The 22,209-nt window shown below is 70.7% G+C and carries 20 protein-coding genes and 3 pseudogenes; 9 read left to right on the top strand and 14 right to left on the bottom strand.

Annotation, left to right across the window (positions count from 1 at the left end):
* A pseudogene (locus ACWCO3_RS11305) lies at positions 1-89 on the top strand (NADH-quinone oxidoreductase subunit H); the annotation flags it as partial.
* A 93-nt stretch (positions 90-182) separates the two neighbouring features.
* On the opposite strand, the gene ACWCO3_RS11300 reads toward ACWCO3_RS11305, so the two are convergent.
* The 5 genes from ACWCO3_RS11300 to ACWCO3_RS11280 are packed head-to-tail and all read right to left on the bottom strand — an operon-like array spanning position 183 to position 4,747.
* Positions 183-440: a UBP-type zinc finger domain-containing protein gene (locus tag ACWCO3_RS11300; RefSeq protein ID WP_145784090.1), complete on the bottom strand. Its 258-nt coding sequence runs from the start codon at positions 438-440 to the stop codon at positions 183-185.
* Positions 437-2,008 carry a Na+/H+ antiporter gene (locus ACWCO3_RS11295; RefSeq protein WP_145784092.1) on the bottom strand — a complete coding sequence of 524 codons (1,572 nt, stop codon included), beginning with the start codon at positions 2,006-2,008 and terminating at the stop codon, positions 437-439. Before ACWCO3_RS11295 ends, ACWCO3_RS11300 begins: the two co-directional genes overlap by 4 nt.
* A 39-nt stretch (positions 2,009-2,047) precedes the next feature.
* Positions 2,048-3,013: a TIGR03885 family FMN-dependent LLM class oxidoreductase gene (locus ACWCO3_RS11290; RefSeq protein WP_354884607.1), complete on the bottom strand. Its 966-nt coding sequence runs from the start codon at positions 3,011-3,013 to the stop codon at positions 2,048-2,050.
* Between the two features lie 42 nt (positions 3,014-3,055).
* A complete protein-coding gene (locus ACWCO3_RS11285) occupies positions 3,056-4,471 on the bottom strand; it encodes an NADP-dependent succinic semialdehyde dehydrogenase (RefSeq protein WP_145784095.1) in 1,416 nt (471 codons plus the stop codon).
* A gap of 12 nt (positions 4,472-4,483) precedes the next feature.
* A complete protein-coding gene (locus tag ACWCO3_RS11280; protein WP_145784097.1) occupies positions 4,484-4,747 on the bottom strand; it encodes a DUF6343 family protein in 264 nt (87 codons plus the stop codon).
* Positions 4,748-4,869: 122 nt separating this feature from the next.
* On the opposite strand from ACWCO3_RS11280, the gene ACWCO3_RS11275 reads away from it, so the two are divergent.
* Entirely contained in the window at positions 4,870-5,463 is a 594-nt protein-coding gene (locus tag ACWCO3_RS11275; protein ID WP_450009695.1) for an antibiotic biosynthesis monooxygenase, read from the top strand.
* A 120-nt stretch (positions 5,464-5,583) separates the two neighbouring features.
* Positions 5,584-6,435 (top strand): GDSL-type esterase/lipase family protein, encoded by an 852-nt coding sequence (locus tag ACWCO3_RS11270; RefSeq protein WP_450009693.1) that lies wholly within the window; start codon positions 5,584-5,586, stop codon positions 6,433-6,435.
* Positions 6,436-6,468: 33 nt separating this feature from the next.
* Here ACWCO3_RS11270 and ACWCO3_RS11265 read toward each other — a convergent pair whose 3' ends face one another.
* The 8 genes and pseudogenes from ACWCO3_RS11265 to tkt all read right to left on the bottom strand — a co-directional run bounded on the left by ACWCO3_RS11265 (position 6,469) and on the right by tkt (position 15,386).
* Positions 6,469-7,224: an EcsC family protein gene (locus tag ACWCO3_RS11265; protein ID WP_358051838.1), complete on the bottom strand. Its 756-nt coding sequence runs from the start codon at positions 7,222-7,224 to the stop codon at positions 6,469-6,471.
* A gap of 49 nt (positions 7,225-7,273) precedes the next feature.
* Complete coding sequence (locus tag ACWCO3_RS11260; protein ID WP_165435705.1) at positions 7,274-7,420, bottom strand: hypothetical protein; 147 nt, start codon at positions 7,418-7,420, stop codon at positions 7,274-7,276.
* Between the two features lie 106 nt (positions 7,421-7,526).
* Positions 7,527-7,901: pseudogene (locus ACWCO3_RS11255) on the bottom strand (peptidase M23); the annotation flags it as partial.
* Positions 7,874-8,800: a glucose-6-phosphate dehydrogenase assembly protein OpcA gene (locus ACWCO3_RS11250; protein ID WP_450009690.1), complete on the bottom strand. Its 927-nt coding sequence runs from the start codon at positions 8,798-8,800 to the stop codon at positions 7,874-7,876. The pseudogene ACWCO3_RS11255 and the gene ACWCO3_RS11250, both read right to left, overlap by 28 nt.
* The gene (gene zwf, locus ACWCO3_RS11245) at positions 8,797-10,311 is read right to left on the bottom strand and encodes a glucose-6-phosphate dehydrogenase (protein ID WP_145779857.1); all 1,515 of its coding nucleotides are present in this window, start codon (positions 10,309-10,311) and stop codon (positions 8,797-8,799) included. Before zwf ends, ACWCO3_RS11250 begins: the two co-directional genes overlap by 4 nt.
* Positions 10,312-10,410: 99 nt before the next feature.
* The gene (locus ACWCO3_RS11240; RefSeq protein ID WP_145779858.1) at positions 10,411-12,060 is read right to left on the bottom strand and encodes a glucose-6-phosphate isomerase; all 1,650 of its coding nucleotides are present in this window, start codon (positions 12,058-12,060) and stop codon (positions 10,411-10,413) included.
* Positions 12,057-13,232, bottom strand: a complete 1,176-nt coding sequence (gene tal / locus ACWCO3_RS11235; protein ID WP_450009687.1) for a transaldolase — start codon at positions 13,230-13,232, stop codon at positions 12,057-12,059. Before tal ends, ACWCO3_RS11240 begins: the two co-directional genes overlap by 4 nt.
* A gap of 15 nt (positions 13,233-13,247) precedes the next feature.
* Positions 13,248-15,386: a transketolase gene (gene tkt, locus ACWCO3_RS11230; protein ID WP_145779860.1), complete on the bottom strand. Its 2,139-nt coding sequence runs from the start codon at positions 15,384-15,386 to the stop codon at positions 13,248-13,250.
* 266 nt (positions 15,387-15,652) lie between these two features.
* Here tkt and ACWCO3_RS11225 point away from each other — a divergent pair, with 266 nt between their 5' ends.
* From ACWCO3_RS11225 to ACWCO3_RS11215, 3 genes are all read left to right on the top strand, one after another.
* Positions 15,653-16,606, top strand: coding sequence for a heme o synthase (locus tag ACWCO3_RS11225; protein WP_145779861.1), 954 nt, complete (start codon positions 15,653-15,655; stop codon positions 16,604-16,606).
* 298 nt (positions 16,607-16,904) lie between these two features.
* The gene (locus tag ACWCO3_RS11220; protein WP_088988554.1) at positions 16,905-17,240 is read left to right on the top strand and encodes a hypothetical protein; all 336 of its coding nucleotides are present in this window, start codon (positions 16,905-16,907) and stop codon (positions 17,238-17,240) included.
* 14 nt (positions 17,241-17,254) lie between these two features.
* The gene (locus tag ACWCO3_RS11215; RefSeq protein WP_357929338.1) at positions 17,255-18,175 is read left to right on the top strand and encodes an ATP-grasp domain-containing protein; all 921 of its coding nucleotides are present in this window, start codon (positions 17,255-17,257) and stop codon (positions 18,173-18,175) included.
* Positions 18,176-18,454: 279 nt separating this feature from the next.
* On the opposite strand, the gene ACWCO3_RS11210 is transcribed toward ACWCO3_RS11215, so the two are convergent.
* Positions 18,455-19,420 (bottom strand): COX15/CtaA family protein, encoded by a 966-nt coding sequence (locus ACWCO3_RS11210; protein ID WP_450009684.1) that lies wholly within the window; start codon positions 19,418-19,420, stop codon positions 18,455-18,457.
* Between the two features lie 98 nt (positions 19,421-19,518).
* Between ACWCO3_RS11210 and ACWCO3_RS11205 the strand changes: the two genes are divergently transcribed.
* The 3 genes and pseudogenes from ACWCO3_RS11205 to ACWCO3_RS11195 form a co-directional block, all read left to right on the top strand.
* Positions 19,519-20,319, top strand: coding sequence for a helix-turn-helix transcriptional regulator (locus ACWCO3_RS11205; RefSeq protein WP_425280523.1), 801 nt, complete (start codon positions 19,519-19,521; stop codon positions 20,317-20,319).
* The gene (sufB, locus tag ACWCO3_RS11200; RefSeq protein ID WP_145779864.1) at positions 20,316-21,746 is read left to right on the top strand and encodes a Fe-S cluster assembly protein SufB; all 1,431 of its coding nucleotides are present in this window, start codon (positions 20,316-20,318) and stop codon (positions 21,744-21,746) included. The genes ACWCO3_RS11205 and sufB overlap by 4 nt, the downstream gene beginning before the upstream one ends.
* A 97-nt stretch (positions 21,747-21,843) precedes the next feature.
* Positions 21,844-22,209: pseudogene (locus tag ACWCO3_RS11195) on the top strand (hypothetical protein); the annotation flags it as partial.

The following is a 22,209-nucleotide window of genomic DNA, read 5'->3' as shown; positions in this document are numbered from 1 at the left end:
TGCCCCGGCTGCGCTACGACCAGTTCATGCGCCTCGGGTGGAAGGTGCTGCTGCCGATCAACCTGGTCTGGATCCTGGTCCTGTCGGGCCCTGGCCGGGCTGCTCGCGGTCACCGGTCTGGCTGTGCCACCGCTGACCCGACGGGCCCTGGCGCACCGCGCCGAGCCGCTTCCGGCCAGTGGTCAGCCGATCTCCTCGTCGACGTAGCACCAGCGCCACGCCTCGCCGGGCTGCGCCGAACGGATCACCGGGTGACCGGTGGACGCGTAGTGCTTGCTCGCGTGCTGGTTCGGCGACGAGTCGCAGCAGCCGACCTGCCCGCAGCTCAGGCAGGTACGCAGGTGCACCCAGTAGGTGTCGCCGACGGCGACGCAGTCCGCGCACTCGTCGGGGGTGCGCGCCTCGACGGCACCCGCCTCGGTCAGGTGCTCACAACTCACTTCTCGACCTCCCGCAGCAACGACTCTTCCAGGTCCAGGTCACGATAGGCCCGCACCAGCACCTCCTCAGGAATCTGACCGGAGTCCCGGGCGGACCGGAACACATCCCGCTCGGCGTCGATCATCTCCTGCCGCAGCCGACCGTACGCCTGCGACGGGGTCTCCCGCTCGGTGCCGCCGAGCCGTTCCCACGCCATGTTGGTGCGGTCCTCCACCGCTCGACGCAGCCGGTCCACCACCGCCTCCGGGGCGCTGTCGGCCAGCGCGTCGAGGCGCTCCTGGGCGGCCCGGCTGGCCTGCTGCTGCACACCGGCCGCGGACAGCGCGTCCTGTACCGGGTCGTCCGGTGGCAGCCGCAACCGGCGTGCGACCAACGGTAGCGTGGCGCCCTGGCCGACGAGCGTGAAGACGATCACCGCGAAGGCCAGCCAGATGAACAACGCCCGGGGGTACGGCTCGTCGTCGGCGAGGGTCAGCGGCAACGCGAGAGCGGCGGCCAGGGTCACCACGCCGCGCATCCCGGCCCAGCCGATGATGATCGGGAACTTCGGCGACGGCCTGGCGTCCCGTCGGCGCACCCGGGGCACCAACCGGGCCAGGTAGGTGGCCGGGAAGAGCCAGACGAACCGGGTCAGGAAGACGGCGGCGAGCACCGCGAACGTGATCAGGACGAGCGAGCCGATCGGCTCGTCAAGGTCGCGCAGCACCTCCCGTAGTTGGAGCCCGACCAGCAGGAAGACCAGGCCCTCCAGCAGGAAACGGACCAGCCGCCAGAACGCGCCGATCTGCAACCGGGACGCCGCCGACAGCAACTGGGGCAGCTTGTGGCCGAGCACCAGGCCGGTGACGACCACCGCGACCACCCCGGAGGCGTGCAGGTGCTCGGCGGTGAACACCACAGCGAACGGGATGATCAGCGACAGGGCGTTGTCCAGCAGCGGGTCGCTGATCCGCCGGTGCAGGAACCCGAAGACCACCGCCCCGAGCGCCCCGATCAGGATGCCGCCGCCGGTGGCCCGCAGCACCTCGATGGCGACGTCGGCAGTGCCGACCGCCGAGCCGACCGTGGCCATCGTCGCGACCCGCAGCAGCACCAACGCGGTGGCGTCGTTGACCAGGCTCTCCCCCTCCAGGATGGTGACGACCCGGCGGGGTAGGCCGACCCGCCGGGCCACCGCCGTGGCGGCCACCGCGTCCGGCGGGGCGACCACCGCGCCGAGGGCCAGGCAGATCGCGAACGGCAACTGCGGCAGCAGCAGGTGCAGCACCAACCCGACCACGAACGCGGTGAACAGCACCAGGCCGACAGCGAGTAGCAGGATCGGCCGGATGTTGTTCTTGAACGCCGGTACCGAGGTCTCCAGCGCGGCCACGTAGAGCAGCGGCGGCAGGATGCCGATCAGCACCAACTCGGGCTCGAGGTGGACCTGCGGGAAGCCCGGCACGAACGAGAGCGCCAGACCGAGCACGACCAGCACGATCGGCGCGAGCAGGCCGAGCCGGCGGGCCAGCGCGGCGCCCAGGGTGGCGATCGCCAGGAAGACGACGACCGGAAACAGGCTTTCCATGGGGTACGAGCCTAGGGGTCCGGCGGATCCGAGCCTCGATCAGCCAGCCGGGCGCAGCTTCGGCAGCACCTCGGTGCCGAACGCGTCGATGAAGCCGCGCTGCTCCTGCCCGACGTGGTGCAGGGCGATCTGGTCGAAGCCGAGTTCCAGGTACTCCTCCAGCCAGCCGACGTGCCGACCCAGGTCCGCCGACACGTTGACCACCTCGGCGACCCGCTGCGCCGGTACGTCGGCGGAGACCACGTCGAAGTGCTCGGCGGTCTCCAGGTCCCAGCAGACCGGCGGGGCGAAGACGTTGCTGCGCCACTGGTCGTACGCGATGGCCTCGGCCTGCGCCTGGTCGGGCGCCCAGGAGACGTGCACCTGCAGGTGCAGCGGCCCGCGCCCACCGGCGTCCCGGTACGCGTCGATCATCTCGCGCAGGTGCGCCACCGGCGCGTTCACGGTGATCAGCCCGTCCGCCCACTCGGCGCACCAGCGGGCGGTGGCCACGCTGACGGCGGCGCCGACCAGCGCGGGCGGCTGCTCCGGGCGGGTCCACAGCCGGGCCCGGTCCACCCGGACCAGGCCGTCGTGGCTGACCTCCTCGCCGGCCAGCAGCGCCCGGATCACGTCCACGCACTCGCGCAGCCGTGCGGCGCGGACGTCCTTGCGCGGCCACGGGTCGCCGGTGATGTGCTCGTTGCTGGCCTCGCCGGTGCCCAGCGCCGCCCAGAAACGGCCCGGGTACATCGCGCCGAGGGTGCCGATGGCCTGCGCGATGATCGCCGGGTGGTACCGCTGACCGGGTGCGTTGACCACTCCGAACGGCAGACCGGTGGCCTGCAACGCGGAGCCCAGCCAGGACCAGGCGAAGCCGGATTCGCCCTGCCGGGCGCTCCACGGGGAGAAGTGGTCGGAGCACATGGCGGCGTCGAAGCCGGCCCGCTCGGCGTGCATCACCGCCTCCAGGAGGGCGCGCGGGCCGATCTGCTCATGTGAGGCGTGGAATCCGAACGTCGTCATGGGCGCACTTCCTACCCATGTCGGCGTCGGCTGATGCGTGCGCTATTCCGCGTGTGCCCCCGCGCCGGCCGAGGCGGCGCCCTCGCCGACCCACACCGTCTTGGTGTTGCAGAACTCCCGCATACCGAGCGCGGACAGCTCCCGCCCGTAACCGGAGTTCTTCACCCCTCCGAACGGCAACTCCGGGTAGGACGTGGTCATGCCGTTGACGAAGACGTTCCCGGCGTCCAGGTCGGTGGCGAAGCGCTCCTGCTCGTCCGGGTCCCGGGTCCAGGCGTTCGAGCCGAGCCCGAAGTTGGTGCCGTTGGCGACCTCGATCGCCTCCTCGTACGACGAGACCCGGAACAGGCCGGCGACCGGGCCGAACACCTCCTCGGACCACATCCGCATCTGCGGGGTCAGGTCGGTGACCACTGTCGGCGGGTAGAACCACCCGTCACCGCCGGGCAGCTCGCCGCCGCAGAGGACCGTGGCACCGTTGTCGACCGCGTCGCGGACCTGGGCGTGCACCTCGTCGCGGCCCCGCTCGCTGGCCAGGGGCCCCACGTCGGTGTTCGCGTCCATCGGGTCACCGACGCGCAGCGCCGCCATGTTCGCGGCGAACTTCTCCGCGAAGGCGTCGAACACGTCGGTGTGCACGATGAACCGCTTCGCGGCGATGCACGACTGGCCGTTGTTCTGGCAGCGGGCGGTGGTGGCCACCTCGGCGGCCCGGTCCACGTCGGCCGAGGGCATCACCACGAAGGGGTCGCTGCCGCCGAGTTCGAGGACGGTCTTCTTCAGCTCCCGCCCGGCGATCTGCGCGATGGACCGACCGGCCGGTTCGCTGCCGGTGAGCGTGGCCGCGCGGACCCGGGGGTCGCTGAGGATCCGGTCGACAGCGTCGGAGCCGACCAGCACCGTGGTGAAGGCCCCCTCGGGGAAGCCCGCGCGTCGGAACACATCCTCCAGCAGCAGGGCGGTCTGCGGCACGTTGGAGGCGTGTTTGAGCAGCCCGGTGTTGCCGGCCATCAGCGCCGGCGCCGCGAAACGCATCACCTGCCAGAGCGGGAAGTTCCACGGCATCACCGCGAGCACCACACCGATCGGCTGGTAGCGGATGAACGCCCGGGTCGCCTTGACGGCGGCGGAGTCGGCGGGCTCGTCGGCCAGGAACGCGGGGGCCTTGTCGGCGTAGAAGCGGGCGGCCGTGGCGCACTTGGTCACCTCGGCCTGCGCGGAGGCGTAGGTCTTGCCCATCTCGGTGGTCATGATCCGCGCGATCTCGTCGCGCTCGGCGTCGAGCAGGTCGGCGGCGGCGTTCATCCACCGGGCACGCTGGTCGACGGTCGTCGTCCGCAACTGCTGGTAGGCGAGGTGGGTGCGCTCGATGGCACCGTCGAGCTGCTCGGTGGACATCGCCTCGTAGGTCTTGAGCACCTGTCCGGTGGCGGGGTTGGTGGTGGCGATGTGGGGCATCTCGTCCTCCTGTCACTCGAACAACGAGTGGCGTACGCCCGGCTCCTCGCGGCGGCGGGCGGCGCGGCGGCGCTGGATCACGACCAGGTCGATTACGGCGACCACAGCGAAGATCGCACAGACCACGCCGAGCCAGGCGATGCCGGCCCAGAATGCCAACACCGCGAAGACCACCATGATCACCAGCCCGAAGCCGGCGAGGGTGAGCCGGAGGTTCAGCGCGCTGTAGGCGTGGCCGACCGTGCCACGGGCGCGCCGGGGCTGCGATCTCGTCATACCCACGCACCTACCCCCGATTCGCCGGGTTAACCGGCAGTGCGCGCTCCCACCCCCGGCGGGCTGGTGTGCTCGATTACATCCGTTCGCGCCCGCAGCCCCGCCGACCGCAGGATGGGCGCATGTCAATGACCCTCGCCGTGCCGGTGACCGTCGCCATCGCCCGCCGTGTCGACCCGGGCCGGTCCAGCGAGATGGTGGCCTGGATGCGGGCCGGTACCGCGCTGGCCGAGGCGTTTCCCGGGTTCCTCGGCGCCGGTTGGGTGCAGAGCGGCCCGGGTTCGCCGGAGTGGCACATGCTCTACCGCTTCGCCGACGCCGAGACGCTGCGCCGGTGGGAGGAGTCCCCGCAGCGGCACTGGTGGCTCAGCTCGGCGCAGGGCATCGTCGAGCACACCCGGGTCGAGCGGCGTACCGGTATCGAGGGGTGGTTCGACCCTCCGTCGGAGCACTCGGTGGACCTGGTCGCGCCGGTCGCCCCGACGTCGCCGCCCAGGTGGAAGCAGGCGGTGACCATCTGGCTGGCGTTCTTTCCGCTGAGCCTCAGCGCCACGCTGCTGACGAGTCACTTCCTCGACGCGGTGCCGTTGGCGGCGCGGGTGCTGCTGATGACGCTCTGCCTGACCCCGCTGATGACGTACCTGGTGCTGCCGTGGATCACCCGGGCGTTGCACTGGTGGCTGCACGGCCAGCGGGCACCCTGGCGGGGCTTATAGCACCCCGAGAGCGTCTACGTCGGCGCTCTGCCGCATAGCCGACAGCAACTTCGCGACAAACCCCGTCCTACGCATAGAGTTACCGCGCTGTCGCTCTGTGCTGCGGGAACGGGAGACGTCATGCCTCGACGCTGGGTCGCCGCCCTGGCCTGTACCGCGGCGCTGGTGGCGCTGGCCTGCGAGGGCGGCACCTCCGCGACGCCCCGCCCCACCAAGAGCGCCCCGCCGTCGAGCGGGCCGGGTGGCATCGCCGCGCTCGGCGACTCGATCACCACCGGCTTCGCGTCCTGCCTGGTGTTGACCTCCTGCGAGCGCAACTCCTGGTCGACGGGGGACGGCCTGCGGGTGCAGAGCCACTACCGGCGACTGCTGGAGCAGAATTCGGCGATCCGCGAGCGGACGTACAACCACGCCCGTCCGGGCGCCCGCGCGGACGCCCTCGAAGGCCAGGCCCAGGCGGCGGTACGCGACCGCCCCGACTACGTCACCGTGTTGATCGGCGCCAACGACGTCTGCAGGGGCGTGGTGGACGCGATGACGCCGGTCGCCGAGTTCCGCGCCGACGTCGACCGGGGCCTACGGGTGCTGAAGACCGGCCGCCCGAAGGCCCGGGTGCTGGTGGTTAGCATCCCCGACCTGTACCGGCTCTGGGAGGTCGGGCACGGCGACTCCCGGGCGGTTCGCGCGTGGCGCCGGGGCATCTGCCCGTCCCTGTTGGCCGAGGCGACCTCGACGGCGCCCGCCGACCGGGCTCGCCGCGCCGCCGTACGGGAGCGGATCCAGGCGTACAACACCGAGCTGGTGGCGGCCTGCCGGGCGTACGGCTCACGCTGCCGGCACGACGGCGGCGCGGTGCACAAGGTCCGGTTCACTCTGGACATGCTCAACCCACTGGACTGGTTCCACCCCAACGCCACCGGCCAGGGCCGCATCGCCGAGGTCACCTGGCGCTCCTCCGGCCTGGCGAACTGACCGGCCCGGCGAACTGACCGGCCCGGCCGACCCTCAGCGCTGGCGGGGCTCCGGGACGCCGACGCCCCGGGAGCGGTAGAGGGCCCGGGATCGCTTCGCGAGGTCCTTCGTGGCCGACGAGTTGGCCCAGGTGCCGAGCACGATGGCGGCGCCGGGGATGACCTTGGCGACCATCCGCTTGGCGGCCCGGACACCGGCCATCTGGGCCAGCCGGACGCCGAGTTGCAGCATGACCCGACCGAGCGGGCGCTGGCCGCCCAGACCGAAGAGCGCGTCGGCGCGTTCCCGGCCGGCGGCCACGCCGAGAGCCAGCCGCGCGCTCTCGGCGACCTTGTGCACGCGCTGGAGCACCAGCAGGTCGGTGGCCCGGTCGCCGTGCAGCGGGTCGACGTCGTAGGCGGCGGCGATGTGCAGCACCATCCGCGCCTGGGTCCAGGCCAGCACGCCCACATCGATAACCGCCCCGGGCAGCCCGGCCACTCCGGAGACCGCGCCGGACAGCCGGGCCAGGTTGACGAACTTGCGGGCCGCCTGGTCGGCGAGGACGTCGGCCGACACGCCGGGCTGCTCGGCCCGGGCCCGGGCGGCCCACTGCACGGCCTCCGGCCCGAGCCGGCGTACGGCCTCCAGGGCGAGGTGTTCCGGCGCGTACTGCGGGTCGTCCCGCATCCGGTCCCAGAGACGGGCCGGTGGACCCTCGGGGGCGCCCACCGGCTCGGCCGGGAGGCCGGCGGACGGCTGCGGAGTGGGGGCGGCGGGCTGGCCGCCAACGGGTGGGGTGTCGGTCACCGGGTCTCCCCAGGGGTGGAGATGGCGGACAGGGCGGCCGATGGAGCGGTCAGCGGCGGCGGTTGGACAGCCGAGCCGCCAGCCCCTTGAGCTTCTGCTGGTTGGCCGGCTTGGCCATCTCGCGACGGCCTCGCTCCACCAACTGCTGCCCCTTCGGCGATCTGAGGAACGTGGTGATTCGCTGCATCAGTGACATGGCGTCCTCCTGTCGATGATCCCTCTGTCATGTGTACCCCTAACCCGCAACACATGTACCCGGGATGCGACAGCCTCAACCCTCACCGTCCACAGTGGTCGGTAGGTTACCGCCCCGCCGGCACGATGGCGTCGACGACCCGGGTGGCCCGCCATTCGTGCTGCTGGTAGTGCTCGGGGTACGCGGACACCTGCACCGCCTGAGCGGCGTCGGTCAGTCGCATCCCCTCCCAGCCGGGCACCTGCTCCAGCGCGGCGAGGAACTGCCGGGTGGCGAACTCCGGGTCCATCAACTGACCCACCGGACCCCAACCGCTGCTCGACCGCTGCTGGAACAACCCGACCGAGTCGTGGTCCCAGCCGACGCCCTGGTGCGGGTAGTCCTGCGACTCGGGCAGGACGCCGCTGGCCACGTTGTAGAGGTTGCTCTCCTGCATGGCGGTGGCCACCGCGATCACCAGCCCGCGGCGGGGCACCCCCACCCCACCGTCGCACCCAGCGCCTCCGCGTACACCTGGTCGGCGTCCAGGCGGCGCAGCTCCTCGGCCAACTCGTCACCGAGCGGGCGGCGGACCAGCGGCAGAGCCCTGTCGTCCTGGCCCGTCCGCCGGAACACGGCCATGCTGTCCTCGCGGGTCAGCGTGAGCTGGTCGCCGTTGGCGCAGCTCAACTGCACCTCACGCATCCGGGGGAACTCGTTGGTGTCCACCCGGCGCGGGGTGATGCCCAGCCGGCTGGACAGCCAACCGACCATCAGCGCGGCCGTCGGGTCGGTGGCCGGCGCGACGACCGTCGCCTCGGTGACCTGCTCGCTGGTCGTGTCGAACGCCCCGGCGACAAGCGTCCGCCACGGGGTGATTCGCGTCCAGGCCAGGTCGGTGTCGCCCGGTGCGTAGTCCCGGGCCCGCTGCCGCAGCGCCTCCACCGGATCGGCGGCCTGCGCCGAGTCGGTGATCCTCCGGTCGGCGACCACCCCGAGGAAGTCGGTGGCGATCTCCGCCGGCGGCTCCCCGTGCCACCAGGTGACCACCGGCACGTCGGGGACGAGCAGCGGCATCACGACCGACTCGGCGTGCAGGGCCAGCCGACCGTACATCCGGGTGACCACCGCCTCGCACGGGCCGAGTCGCCCACCGACGACGATCTCCGCGTCGAGCCGGTTGCGCTCCCGCTCGATGTCGGAGCGGACCACGACGACCAGGCGGCACGGGTGGGCGGCGGCGGCGATCGTTGCCGCCGCCTCCGCCTCCCGAACCCGCTTCTCGTCTACGACCACGATGAGGGTGAGCGCCATGCCGCTGGCCACTCCGCCGGCGCTGCGCCGCTCGGCGGCGAGTGCCTTGACCACCTCGTTGCCGGTGGTGTCCCACAGCCCGATCATGCTCGTCTCCAAGCGCGACCCTCACGGGCCAGCATCTCGTCGGAGGCCCGTGGCCCCCACTCACCGGCCCGGTACGGCTCGGGCGTGGTGCCCTCCCAGGCGTGCTCCAACGGGTCGATCACCTGCCAGCTCTGCTCGACCTCGGCGGCGTCCGGGAACAGGGTGCGGTCGCCGATCAGCACGTCCAGGACGAGACGTTCGTACGCCTCCGGGCTGGACTCGGTGAACGCCTCGCCGTACTGGAAGTCCATCGCGATGTCGCGGACCTCCATCGTCGTGCCCGGCACCTTCGAGCCGAACTTGAGCACCACGCCCTCGTCCGGCTGCACCCGGATGACCAGTTGGTTGTTGCCCAGCGACTCCATGTCGGCGTCGTTGAACGGCAGGTGCGGCGCCTTCTTGAACATGATGGCGACCTCGGTGACCCGCCGGGGCAGCCGCTTGCCGGCCCGGATGTAGAACGGCACCTCGGCCCAGCGGCGGTTCTGGATGCCCAGCCGCACCGCCACGTACGTCTCCGTGGTGGAGTCGGTGGGGACGTCCTGCTCTTCCAGGTAACCGACAGCGCGTTCGCCACCTACCCAGCCGGGCAGGTACTGACCCCGGACGGTGTCCCGGGCGACGTCCTTGGGCAGGGTGATCGCCTTGAGCACCTTCAGCTTCTCGGCCCGGATCTCGTCGGCGTCGAAGCTGGTCGGCTCCTCCATCGCCACCAGGGCGAGCAGTTGGAGGAGGTGGTTCTGGAGCACGTCGCGGGCGGTGCCGACGGTGTCGTAGAAGCCGGCGCGGGTGCCGATGCCGACGTCCTCGGCCATGGTGATCTGCACCGAGTCGACGTACTTGGAGTTCCACAGCGGCTCGAACAGGTTGTTGGCGAACCGCAGGGCGAGGATGTTCTGGACCGTCTCCTTGCCCAGGTAGTGGTCGATCCGGAAGACGTCCTGACTGGTGAACACGTCGTCGACGAGGTCGTTGAGCGCCTTCGCCGACGGCAGGTCGTTGCCGAACGGCTTCTCCACCACGACCCGACGCCAACCACCGGACTTCTCGTTGTCGGCCATCCCGGTGCGGGCCAACTGCTTGAGCACGACGGGGAACGCGGCCGGCGGGATGGAGAAGTAGAAGGCCGCGTTGCCGGTGATGCCGTGGGTCTGCCGCAGGTCGTCCAGCGTCGACGCCAGCGTGTCGAAGGCCGCGTCGTCGTCGAACGACCCGCCGACGAACTTGATGTTGCCGGCCAGGCGTGCCCACACCTCGTCCCGCCACGGGGTACGCGCGTGCTTGCGGGCCGCCTCACACGCGAGGGTCTCGAAGTCGCCGTCGCCCCAGTCGCGGCGCGCGAAGCCGAGCACCACGAAACCGGGCGGCAGCAGCCCCCGGTTGGCCAGGTCGTAGACCGCGGGGAGCAGCTTCTTGCGGGCCAGGTCGCCGGTCACCCCGAAGATCACCAGAGCGCAGGGCTCCGGGATCCGGGGCAACCGGCGGTCCTGCGGGTCGCGCAGCGGGTTCACCGAGCCATCCTCAGTTCGCGACTGCGGGGCTCGCAAACCCGGCTCACTCCTCGCGCTCACGGTGCCCCCTCGCTTCCGCTTCAGTCACCTCGTTCATCGTCACGCCCGCAGCTGACCGGCCGCGTCGAGCAGTTGGGCGACACCGGCGGCACGGTCGGTCAGGTGCAACCGCAGCACCGGCCGCTCCCGACCGGCGAGGGCCTGCCGGTCACCGGCGGCCTGCGCCGCCTGCAACTCACCGAAGGTGTACGGCTTGCCCGGCACCTCCAGATCCTCGGCGACCGCGCCGGTCACCTGGAGGTAGCTGCCCACCTGCGGACCGCCCTTGTGGTACTGGCCGGTCGAGTGCAGGAACCGCGGCCCCCACCCGAAGGTGACCGGGCGCCCACCCGCCTGGGCCAGCAGCGAACGCAGCCGGGCCGCGTCGGCGTCGGCGAACCGGTCGAGGTACGCCATCACCGCGAGGTAACCGTCGTCGCCAAGCCCGTCGAGCAGCCAGCGCAGTACGCCGGCCAGGTCCCCGGGAGCGCCCTGCGGGGCGTACACCTCGATCGCGCCCTCGGTGAACGACGGCGTCTCCGCCGGCAGCCCCGAGGCCAGGATCTTGTTGGTGTTCTCCTTGGACTCGGTGACGTTCGGCTGGTTGAACGGGTCGATGCCGAGCACCACACCCGCCACCGCGGTCGCGTACTCCCAGGCCAGGAACTGCGCGCCCAGCGGGCCGTTGACGGCCACGTCCGGGTTGGCGCCGCCGCCCGGCACGTCACCGGGGGCCAGCGCGCCGCCGTAGCTGACGGTCAGCACGTCCGAGCCGGTGGCACCGGGGCTCTGCGGGGACTCCACGACCACCGGGAGGATGCCCACCCCGGCCTTGCCGGTCGACTCGGCGATCAACTGCTCGGCCCAGTCGCCGAGCCCGTCGATGCCGGTGCCGTCGGAGAGCAGAGCGACCTTGTCCCGGGCCAGCGTCGCCGCCGCGCCCAGGGCGGCGCCCAGCGCGAGCGCCGGGTTGTTCTGGTCGGCGCCGAGCGACGCGGCCAGCGCGTCGGCCTGGTCGAGCAGCTCCGCGACCTCGACCCCGGCCAGCGCCGAGGGCACCAGACCGAACGCGGTGAGCGCCGAGTACCGGCCCCCGACGTTCGGGTCGGCGAGCACCGTGAACGCGCCCATCTCGTTGGCGGTGGCCTCCAACGGCGAACCCGGGTCGGTGACGATGACGAAGTGCCGGCCGGCCTCCGCCTCGGTCATCCCGGCGTCCAGGAACGCCTGCCAGTAGGCGCGTCGGTGGCTGTCGGTCTCCACCGTCGACCCGGACTTGCTCGCCACCACCACGACGGTGCGTTCCAGCCGGTCACCGAGCGCCGCCCGGACCTGACCCGGGTCGGTGGTGTCCAGCACCGTCAGCGGGCGGCCCAGCGTCCGGGTGATCACCTCAGGCGCGAGCGACGAGCCGCCCATGCCGGCGAGCACCACGTGATCAAGGTCGGCCAGCTCCGCCTTCAGCTCGGCCAACTGCGCCAGCAGCTCCCGGCTGCGCCGGTGGGTGTCCACCCAGCCCAACCGGATCTTCGCCTCGGCCTCGGCGTCCGGACCCCACAGGCTGGCGTCCTTGCCGGCCAGCTTGCCCGGGACGCCGGCCTTCACCAGCGCGTCCCGGGTCGAGGCGGGCGCGGCCTTGTCGACCGCGTCCGCGCCGTACACGGCGAGCCCGGCGGCTGCCTCCACCGGACCACTCAACAGGTCGCTCATGCCCCACCAGCCTGCTCGGCGGCCTTCGCGTTGCCCTTGGCCGCCTTGTTCGGGGCACCCTTGCCCTTCGCCGCCGCCTCCAGCGACTTGCGGACCCCGTCGAGCAGCTCCTGCCAGCTGACCTCGAACTTCTCCACGCCCTCGCGCTCCAGGGTGGCGATCACGTCGGCCATGTCCACCCCGACCGACTCCAGGTCCGCGAAGACCTTCCGGGCCGCGTCGTAGGACCCGGTGACGGTGTCGCCGCGGGTCTCGCCGTGATCGGCGTACGCGTGGATGACCGACTCCGGCATGGTGTTGACAGTGCCGGCGGCGATCAGCTCCTCGACGTAGATGACGTCCCGGTAGTCCGGGTTCTTCGTCGAGGTGGACGCCCACAGCGGCCGCTGCGGATGCGCGCCTGCGGCGGCGAGCGCCTTCCAACGGTCCGAGGAAAACACCTCGGTGTAGCGCTCGTACGCCAGCTGCGCGTTCGCGACTGCGGCCTTGCCCTTCAGGGCCTTGGCCTGGTCGGACCCGACCTTCTCCAGCCTTTTGTCGACCTCGGAGTCGACGCGGGAGACGAAGAAGGACGCGACCGAGCCGATCTTCGACAGGTCGTGGCCGTTGACCTTCGCCTGCTCCAGACCGGCGAGGAAGGCTTCCATGACCGCCGAGTAGCGGTCCAGACCGAAGATCAGCGTCACGTTGACGCTGATGCCCTCGGCCAGGGTGTCGGTGATAGCCGACAAACCTTCCTCGGTGGCCGGGATCTTGATGTAGAGGTTGGGCCGGTCGACCAGCCACCACAGCGCCTTGGCCTCGGCGACCGTCTTGTCCGCGTCGTGCGCGCTGCGCGGGTCCACCTCGATCGAGACCCGGCCGTCGACACCGTCGCTGCCGTCGTACGACGGGCGCATCACGTCGCAGGCCCAGCGCACGTCGTACGTGGTGAGCATGCGCACGGCCTCTTCCACGTCCACGCCACGGGTGGCGAGGTCGCGCAGCTGCCAGTTGTACTCGTCGGCGTCGCTGAGCGCCTTCGCGAAGATCGTCGGGTTGGTGGTGACACCGGCCACGTGCTTCTCGCGGCGGAGCTGGTCCAGCCCGCCGGAGCTCAGTCGTACCCGGGAAAGGTCGTCGAGCCAGACCGCCACGCCCGCGGCGGTCAGCTCATTCAGCTTGTCGGTCATGCCGTCCACGCTCCCTCAGTTGCCGGTCGTGAAACCGGTGATGTCGCCCACCCGGGCCAGCGAGGCGTGCGCTGCCGCCACGATCCGGTCGGGGGTGAACCCGAACTGCTCGAAGAGCACGGTGTGCGGGGCGCTCGCGCCGTAGTGCTCCAGGCTGACGCTCTCGCCGAGGTCACCGACGACGCCGCGCCAGGACATCGCGATGCCCGCCTCCACGCTCACCCGTGCCTTTACCCCGCGAGGGAGCACCGACTCCCGGTACGCCTCATCCTGCTCGTAGAACCACTCCTGGCAGGGCATCGAGACGACCCGGGTCGGGGTGCCGTCGGCCTCCAGCCGCTCCCGGGCGGTCAGGCAGAGCTGCACCTCGGAGCCGGTGCCGACGATGATCACCTGAGGCTTGCCGTTGGATGCCTCGGCCAGCACGTAGCCGCCCTTGGCCACACCCTCCACGGCACCGAGGACGTCGCGGTCCAGGGTCGGCAGCGGCTGACGGCTCAACGCCAGCGCGGTGGGCCGGTCGGTGTGCTCCAGCGCCTGCCGCCAGGCCCAGGCCGTCTCGTTGGCGTCCGCCGGGCGGACCACGTCCAGGCCCGGGATGGCGCGCAGCGCGGTCAGGTGCTCCACCGGCTGGTGGGTCGGGCCGTCCTCGCCGAGGCCGATCGAGTCGTGCGTCCACACGTAGGTCACCGGCAGCTTCATCAGCGCGGCCAGCCGCACCGACGGACGCATGTAGTCGCTGAAGACCAGGAACGTGCCGCCGTACGGGCGGGTGCCGCCGTGCAGGGCGATGCCGTTGAGGATCGCGCCCATGGCGTGCTCACGGATGCCGAAGTGCAGCGTGCGGCCGTACTCGTGGCCGGGGAAGTCCTTGGTGGCGTGCGCGGCCGGGATGAACGACGGCTCGCCCTTCATTGTGGTGTTGTTGCTCTCGGCCAGGTCGGCCGAGCCGCCCCACAGCTCCGGGAGCACCGGCGCGAGCGCCTCCAGGACCTTGCCGGAGGCCGCCCGGGTGGCCACGCCCTTGGCGTCGGCGGGGAAGACCGGCAGCGCGTCGGCCCAGCCGTCGGGGAGCACCCGGCCGGCCATCCGCTCGTAGAGTGCGGTGCGCTCCGGGTTGGCCTTCTTCCAGGCGTCGAACGCGCCGGTCCATTCCTGCTCGGCGTCGGAGCCGCGACCCATCACCGTGCGGGCGTGGGTGAGCACCTCCTCGTCGACCTGGAAGGTCTGCTCCGGGTCGAAACCGAGGATCCGCTTGGTGGCCTTCACCTCGTCGGCGCCGAGCGCCGAGCCGTGGATCTTGCCGGTGTTCTGCTTGTTGGGCGCGGGGAAGCCGATGATGGTGCGCAGCGCGATGAAGGAGGGGCGGCCGGTCTCCGCCTTGGCGGCCACCAGCGCCGCGTACAGCGCCTCGGCGTCCTCGTGGTAGTCGCCCTGGTCGGCGTCGCCGTTGCGCCAGTCGACGGTCTGCACGTGCCAGCCGTACGCCTCGTAGCGGGCGGCCACGTCCTCGCTCTTGGCGATGCGGGTGTCGTCCTCGATGGAGATCTCGTTGTCGTCGTAGATCACCGTGAGGTTGCCCAGCTGCTGGTGCCCGGCGAGGGCGCTCGCCTCGTGGCTGATGCCCTCCTCGATGTCACCGTCGGACACGATGCACCAGATGTCGTGGTCGAAGACCGACGCGCCCGGCTCGGCCTCGGGGTCGAACAGGCCGCGCTCGCGGCGGGCCGCCATGGCCATGCCGACCGCGTTGCCCAGGCCCTGCCCGAGCGGGCCGGTGGTGGTCTCCACGCCCGGCGTGTGCCCGTGCTCCGGGTGACCCGGCGTCTGCGAGCCCCACTGCCGCAGCGACTTCAGGTCGTCCAGGCTCAGCGGGTAACCGGACAGGAACAGCTGGATGTAGAGCGTCAGGCTGGAGTGCCCGGCGGAGAGGACGAACCGGTCCCGGCCGGGCCAGTTCGGGTCGGCCGGGTTGTGCCGCATGACGCGGTTGAAGAGGAGGTACGCCGCGGGCGCGAGGCTCATCGCGGTGCCCGGGTGGCCGTTGCCGGATTTCTCTACGGCATCCATGGCCAGTACGCGGACGGTGTCTACGGCCCGGCGATCGAGGTCGGACCAGTTCAGTGCGGAGTGCGCGGGTCGTTTGGCAGCCACGATGGTTGTGCTCCTCGGCAGATGGGCGGAACCCTCACCGATGACCTTATCGAGCGTGCCTAAACGTGCGCCCGGGGATCTGCGCATGGTGTGCGCTACGTGACGATCCAGATGCGCGGTTGAACCCGGTGGTGTGACGGCCCGCACCGTTGTCGGGTCGGCCGGGCAGCCAAAACGACGACGCGTAGTGTGTGGGTCGGTGTGCGGACCCGAGCGGGCCCGACATTTCCGAATCTCCCCGTGCCGATGCCGGAAGGTGGCAATCCGTGAGCATGATCACCGAGCGCCCCGCGAGCAACCCGGCCGGGCAGCACCCGGCACGGGCGGCCGAGGGCACGGTGGCCCGGCGGGACGTGCGCGGGGTGCTGTCGGCGTACGTGGCGCTGACCAAGCCGCGGATCGTCGAGTTGCTGCTGGTCACCACCATCCCGGCGATGATGCTCGCCGAGGGCGGTCTCCCGTCGCTGTGGCTGATGGCCATCGTGCTGATCGGTGGCTCGCTCGCCGCCGGCGCGGCCAGCGTGCTCAACTGCTACATCGACCGGGACATCGACCAGTTGATGCGGCGCACCAAGCGTCGGCCGCTCCCGGCGCACACGGTGTCGCCGCGTAGCGCGCTGATCTTCGGTCTGGTGCTGGCGGCGGTGTCGGTCGCCCTGATGGCGGCGTTCACCAACCTGCTGGCTGCCGGGTTGACCCTCGCGGCGATCGCCTACTACGACCTCGTCTACACCCTGTGGCTCAAGCGGTCGACCCCGACGAACACCTTCTGGGGTGGCGCGTGCGGGGCCGCCCCGGTCCTGATCGGGTGGGCGGCCGTGACCGGCTCGCTGGCGCCTGCCGCCTGGGGGCTCTTCGCGGTGGTCTTCTTCTGGCAGATGCCGCACTTCTACCCCCTCGCCATGAAGTACAAGGACGACTACGCGCGCGCCGGAATCCCGATGCTGCCGGTGGTGGCGTCGACCCGACGGGTGAACGCCGAGATCCTGATCTTCGCGTGGCTGACCGTGCTCACGTCCCTGGCTGTCTGGCCGCTGGGGCTCAGCGCGATCTACGGGGTGCCGACCCTGGTGGTGGGTGCCATCTTCGTGGTCGAGGCGCACAAGCTGTGCCGGCGTGCGACACGCGGCGAGGCGGTCAAGCCGATGCGGCTGTTCCACTGGTCCACGACGTACCTGACGATCGTCTTCGTGGCCGTCGCGCTCGACGCGCTGATCTGACCCGATCGCCGCGTGGCGACATGGCCGACCGGCGATCGACGCCGGTGATCACCTGATTAATTATGGCCGTAGATGAGTTGTCCGGGTTTAACGTCACATCAGAGTAACTTTCAGCATGAGTCGGATGGGCTCAACCTGCGGTGGTTGGATGCTCAAATGTCGATGCTCTTTGGGCGTAAAAGTCGGTATATAAACGGACAGTAAGTCTGTGGCCAGCCGTAAACCTGTAGGTAATTGGCATCACAAAAGGTTCATGGTTCTCGCACGGGAGGGTGCGAGTCTGCTTAGGCTTCGCGTCATGGCAGATGGTTCCGATACGACGCTGACGGCCGAGCAGACCGCCGGCGAGCAGACGCCCCAGGGCCTGGTTGCAGGGCTCAAGGCGTTCGCCGCTGGACACGGCGGCGCCAAGGCGGTCATCGAGTACGTCGGCAAGCGTGGCGCGCGGATCGTCCTGGTCGGTGCCGACGGTGAGTGGGGCGACCAGTTCGCCGACGACACCGTCACCGCACGGGAGGCGTGCGCCAAGGCGGGAGTCGCCGTCGAGAACGCCTGGGAGCGTGAACTGATGGACCAGATGCGTCCGAGCAACGACCTCTGGCGGTCGATGGCCCGGCGCACGATGGCCCGCTGAGATAGACACCTGAATTGACCATCCATCACCAGTCGACCCGGGGGGAACCCCGGGTCGCTCTCGTCACCTGTGCCGACCTGGCCGACCTCGACCCGGACGACCGACTGGTCCTCGCCCCGCTCACCGCCCGCGGCATCACCGTCGAGACCGCGGTCTGGGACGACCCCGACGTCGACTGGTCCTCCTACGACCTGGTCGTACTCCGCTCACCATGGGACTACGCGCTGCGCCGCGACGAGTTCGTCGCCTGGGCGGCCACGGTCCCACTGCTGGTCAACCCGGCCGAGGTGGTGCGCTGGAACACCGACAAGCGCTACCTCGCCGAGCTGAGCGCCGCCGGAGTGCCGACAGTGCCGACGACGTGGGTCGAGCCGGGGGAGAGCTGGCAGCCGCCCGCCGAGACCGGCGAGTACGTGCTCAAGCCCTCGGTCAGCGCCGGCAGCCAGGACACCGGCCGGTACGACCTGGCCGACCCGGAGCACCGGGACCTCGCCGCCGCGCACGCCCGCCGGCTCTCCGACGCCGGCCGGGTGACCATGGTCCAGCCGTACCTGCGCGCCGTCGACACCGAGGGCGAGACAGCGCTGCTCTTCCTGGCCGGCCCGGACGGCCTGGCGTTCAGCCACGCGATCCGCAAGGGCCCCATGCTGACCGGCCCGGACCTCGGCCCCGACGGGCTCTACAAGGCCGAGGAGATCACCTCCCGTACCGCCCGACCCGAACAGCTCGCGGTGGCCGAGAAGACCCTCGCCACGGTCCCCGGCGGCACCCGGCAGCTCCTCTACGCCCGGGTCGACCTCATCCCCGGCCCGGACGGTCAGCCGGTCCTCGTCGAGTTGGAGCTGACCGAGCCGTCACTCTTCATCGGGTACGCCGACGGCGCCCCCGAACGGCTCGCCGACGCGATCACCACCCACCTGGCCCGCCGCGGCTGACCCACCCTGCGGCAGTTCTTCCCGGACGCTGCCGGACGCTGGACTCCGCCCCAGGATCGTGCTGGATCATTGATGTAGTGGTATCGGGGCGTCGTTGAGGCCACTACATCCTGGATCGAGCGTGACCTTGACGGCTGCGGGCGTGCAGAACCCGCTTCCTGGCACCCGGCGGCGGTGTTCGTCGTCAAGATCCGCGCAAGAACGGTGATGTTGCTGCCTCCCGCGTGCCGGAGGCAGCAACATCCCTGATGTTGTGAGGATCTGGGGCGCGGGGCTTTGTCAGGCGGTGACGGGGACCGGAGTGGCGGCGTCGGTCGGGGCGGCCTGGGGCGCCGGGGTGACCGGCCGACGTTCCCGGGTGGACCACTGCACGGACAGGGTCGCCAGCAGCACCAGGCAGGAGCCGAGCATGTGCGCCCCGACCAGGAGGGCTGGCACGTGGGTGAAGTACTGCACGAAGCCGATCACTCCCTGACCCAGCTCCACGGCGACCAGGACGATCGCGGCACGGGTGGCGCGCTGCGCGCCGACGGCGCGGAAGGCGAAGATCAGCGCCACCGAGAGGCCGATCAGCAGGAAGACGGCGTCCGCGTGCACCTGTGAGATCGACTCCGGGTCGAGCCCGTTGCGGGCTGCGCCGTGGTCGCCGGCGTGCGGGCCGCTGCCGGTGACCCAGGTGCCGATGACCAGCACCGCGACGCTGACGCCGGTGGTGACCCGGGCCAGCGTGCGCAGTGGCGTGGGCACGGTGGGCAGGGTCGGGCCGTCGGAGTCGCCGATGCGCCGCCAGAGGGCGTACGCGGCGGCGATCACCGCCATCGAGGCCAGGAAGTGCAGCCCGACCACCCACGGGTTGAGGTTGGTGAGCACGGTGATCCCACCGATCACGGCCTGGGCGGGAATGCCCAGGAAGACCGCGACGGCCAGTGGGAGGAGCCCGCGGCGGCGGGGTCGGTGCGCCAGCACGGCCAGCAGGGTGGCCAGCGCGATGAGGCCCACCGCGAAGGTCAGCATGCGGTTGCCGAACTCGATCACCCCGTACACGCCCATCTCGGGCGTGGTGACGTAGGAATCGTCGGTGCACCGGGGCCAGGTGGGGCAGCCGAGGCCCGAGGCGGTCAACCGGACGGCCCCGCCGGTGACGACGATCCCCACGTTCGCGATGATCGAGGCGAGCGCGAGGCGGCGCAGCAGGGTGCCGGAGACCGGACGGGCGATTCGGTTCACGGCGCAAATCCTACGCACCGTAGTGATCGAGGTTCGTCCGACTCCGGCGACGCGGTGGTTCGGATCACCGGGGCCCGGGTTTGCGACCCTCCGCGTAATTACGTAACGTTGGCGTTGTGAAAAACGCGGCGGCGCTCTCCGAGCAGCAGCCGACGGCCGGTCCGGCCGTCGGTGCGCCCGCGTCCGCGCCCGTCGTGACCACGTCGGCCGGCCTCGCCGGTCCGGCAGCGGCCGAGATCTCCACCCGCGACCGGGTCACTCAGTTGCTGCTGGAGCGGGGGGCGACCACTGCCGCGCAGCTCGGTGTGGCCCTCGGGCTCAGCCCGGCGGCGATCCGCCGACACCTGGACGCGATGCTCGCCGACGGTGACGTGTACGCCCGTGAGCAGACCGTGCAGGGCAGCCGTGGCCGGGGGCGTCCGGCCAAGGTGTTCCTGTTGACCGAGGCCGCCCGGGTCCGCTGTGGCACACACCACTACGACAACATGGCCACCGCGGCGTTGCGTTGGATCGCCCGCAGCGGGGGTTCGGACGCGGTCGAGGCGTTCGCCACCGAGCAGGTTTCCGCTCTTGAGTCCCGCTGCCGAGCGGCCATGGAGGACGCCGGCGACGATCCTCTCGCCCGCGCCGAGGCACTCGCCGCGGCGCTCACCGCCGAGGGTTACGCTGCCAACGCGACCACGATCGCCTCCGGCGGTCAGCTCTGCCAGCACCACTGCCCGGTGGCGCACGTGGCCGCCGAGTTTCCCCAGCTGTGCGAGGCCGAGACCGCGGTGATCTCCCGTCTGGTCGGCACCCACGTGCAGCGCCTGGCCACCATCGCGCACGGCGACGGGGTGTGCACCACGCACATTCCGACCCAGCCGGGCCGTGTTCAATCCGGTAATCCCGTCACCACTGTGAGGACAGATAAATGACCGAGCAGATCGTCCAGCCCCTGACCCAGGAAGAGCAGCTCGCCGCCCTGGGTCGGTACGAGTACGGCTGGTCCGACCCGGACGCCGCCGGGGCAACTGCCCAGCGCGGCATCAACGAGGCGGTGGTGCGGGACATCTCGGCCAAGAAGAACGAGCCGGAGTGGATGCTCGACCTGCGCCTGAAGGGCCTGCGGCTGTTCGGCCGCAAGCCGATGCCGGCCTGGGGCGCGGACCTCACCGGGATCGACTTCGACAACATCAAGTACTTCGTGCGGTCCACCGAGAAGCAGGCCACCAGCTGGGAGGACCTGCCGGAGGACATCAAGAACACGTACGACCGGCTGGGCATCCCGGAGGCGGAGAAGCAGCGGTTGGTCGCCGGTGTCGCGGCGCAGTACGAGTCCGAGGTCGTCTACCACAAGATCCGTGAGGACCTTGAGGAGCAGGGTGTGCTCTTCCTGGACACCGACACGGCGCTGCGCGAGCACGAGGACGTCTTCAAGGAGTACTTCGGCACGGTGATCCCGGTCGGCGACAACAAGTTCGCCGCGCTGAACACCTCCGTGTGGTCCGGTGGCTCGTTCATCTACGTGCCGAAGGGCGTGCACGTGGAGATCCCGCTGCAGGCCTACTTCCGGATCAACACCGAGAACATGGGCCAGTTCGAGCGGACGCTGATCATCGTCGACGAGGGTGCGTACGTGCACTACGTCGAGGGCTGCACCGCCCCGCTCTACTCCTCCGACTCGCTGCACAGCGCGGTCGTGGAGATCATCGTCAAGAAGAACGCGCGCTGCCGGTACACGACCATCCAGAACTGGTCGAACAACGTCTACAACCTGGTCACCAAGCGCGCCGTCTGCCACGAGGGCGCGACCATGGAGTGGGTCGACGGCAACATCGGCTCCAAGGTGACGATGAAGTACCCGGCGGTCTACATGACCGGCGAGCACGCCAAGGGTGAGGTGCTCTCGGTGGCGATGGCCGGCGAGGGTCAGCACCAGGACGCCGGCGCCAAGATGGTGCACGCGGCGCCCCACACGAGCAGCACCATCGTGTCGAAGTCGATCGCCCGGGGCGGCGGCCGCACCTCGTACCGCGGCCTGGTCCAGGTGTTGGAGGGTTCGCACCACAGCCGGAGCACTGTCAAGTGCGACGCGCTGCTGGTCGACACGATCTCCCGCTCGGACACCTACCCGTACGTCGACATCCGCGAGGACGACGTGTCGATGGGGCACGAGGCGACCGTCTCCAAGATCAGCGACGACCAGCTCTTCTACCTGATGAGCCGGGGCCTGAGCGAGGACGAGGCGATGGCCATGATCGTGCGTGGCTTCATCGAGCCGATCGCCAAGGAGCTCCCGATGGAGTACGCGCTGGAGCTCAACCGCCTGATCGAGCTTCAGATGGAGGGCGCGGTCGGCTGACGCCGCCTCCGCCCGGCCATGGCCGGACCCGGACCCGGTAGGCCGGGTCCGGTCCAGCCCGCTTCGACCCTCCGATTCATGACAGACCAAGGAAGAGATGACTACCCAGGCTTCCGCGCCTCCGCCCAGCACCAAGTCGCAGGCGCTGCGCTCGTACGACGTCACCGACTTCCCGGCCCTCACCGGCCTGGAGGAGGAATGGCGTTTCACCCCACTCAAGCGTCTCCGTGGACTGACCGGTGAGGTGCCGGCCGCGACCGGCGCGGTCCGGCACGAGTACGGCGACCTGCCCGAGGGCGTGGCCATCACCCGGGTCGGCCGCGACGACGCGCGGGTCGGGAGCGTGCTGACCCCGGTGGACCGGGTCCCCCAGGAGCGACGGTTTGTGAGGACGATTCTCGTTAATCGCCTCCAACCGCCTCGATCAGTGTCAGGGTGGAAATCGCGGGACTTCTTGGTCGAT

The sequence above is a fragment of the Micromonospora sp. NPDC002411 genome, assembly GCF_053592955.1.
The sequence above is the reverse complement of the archived record's forward strand: the minus strand, read 5'-3'. Positions and strand labels throughout refer to the sequence as shown.

Bases quoted from the DNA above. Each gene is read 5' to 3' on its own strand.
- tal (WP_450009687.1), bottom strand. From the start codon at position 13,232: ATGACCGACAAGCTGAATGAGCTGACCGCCGCGGGCGTGGCGGTCTGG.
- ACWCO3_RS11220 (WP_088988554.1), top strand. From the start codon at position 16,905: ATGGCAGATGGTTCCGATACGACGCTGACGGCCGAGCAGACCGCCGGC.
- ACWCO3_RS11285 (WP_145784095.1), bottom strand. From the start codon at position 4,471: ATGCCCCACATCGCCACCACCAACCCCGCCACCGGACAGGTGCTCAAG.
- ACWCO3_RS11275 (WP_450009695.1), top strand. From the start codon at position 4,870: ATGTCAATGACCCTCGCCGTGCCGGTGACCGTCGCCATCGCCCGCCGT.
- ACWCO3_RS11290 (WP_354884607.1), bottom strand. From the start codon at position 3,013: ATGACGACGTTCGGATTCCACGCCTCACATGAGCAGATCGGCCCGCGC.
- ACWCO3_RS11270 (WP_450009693.1), top strand. From the start codon at position 5,584: ATGCCTCGACGCTGGGTCGCCGCCCTGGCCTGTACCGCGGCGCTGGTG.
- ACWCO3_RS11240 (WP_145779858.1), bottom strand. From the start codon at position 12,060: ATGAGCGACCTGTTGAGTGGTCCGGTGGAGGCAGCCGCCGGGCTCGCC.
- ACWCO3_RS11280 (WP_145784097.1), bottom strand. From the start codon at position 4,747: ATGACGAGATCGCAGCCCCGGCGCGCCCGTGGCACGGTCGGCCACGCC.
- ACWCO3_RS11295 (WP_145784092.1), bottom strand. From the start codon at position 2,008: ATGGAAAGCCTGTTTCCGGTCGTCGTCTTCCTGGCGATCGCCACCCTG.
- ACWCO3_RS11260 (WP_165435705.1), bottom strand. From the start codon at position 7,420: ATGTCACTGATGCAGCGAATCACCACGTTCCTCAGATCGCCGAAGGGG.
- ACWCO3_RS11250 (WP_450009690.1), bottom strand. From the start codon at position 8,800: ATGATCGGGCTGTGGGACACCACCGGCAACGAGGTGGTCAAGGCACTC.
- sufB (WP_145779864.1), top strand. From the start codon at position 20,316: ATGACCGAGCAGATCGTCCAGCCCCTGACCCAGGAAGAGCAGCTCGCC.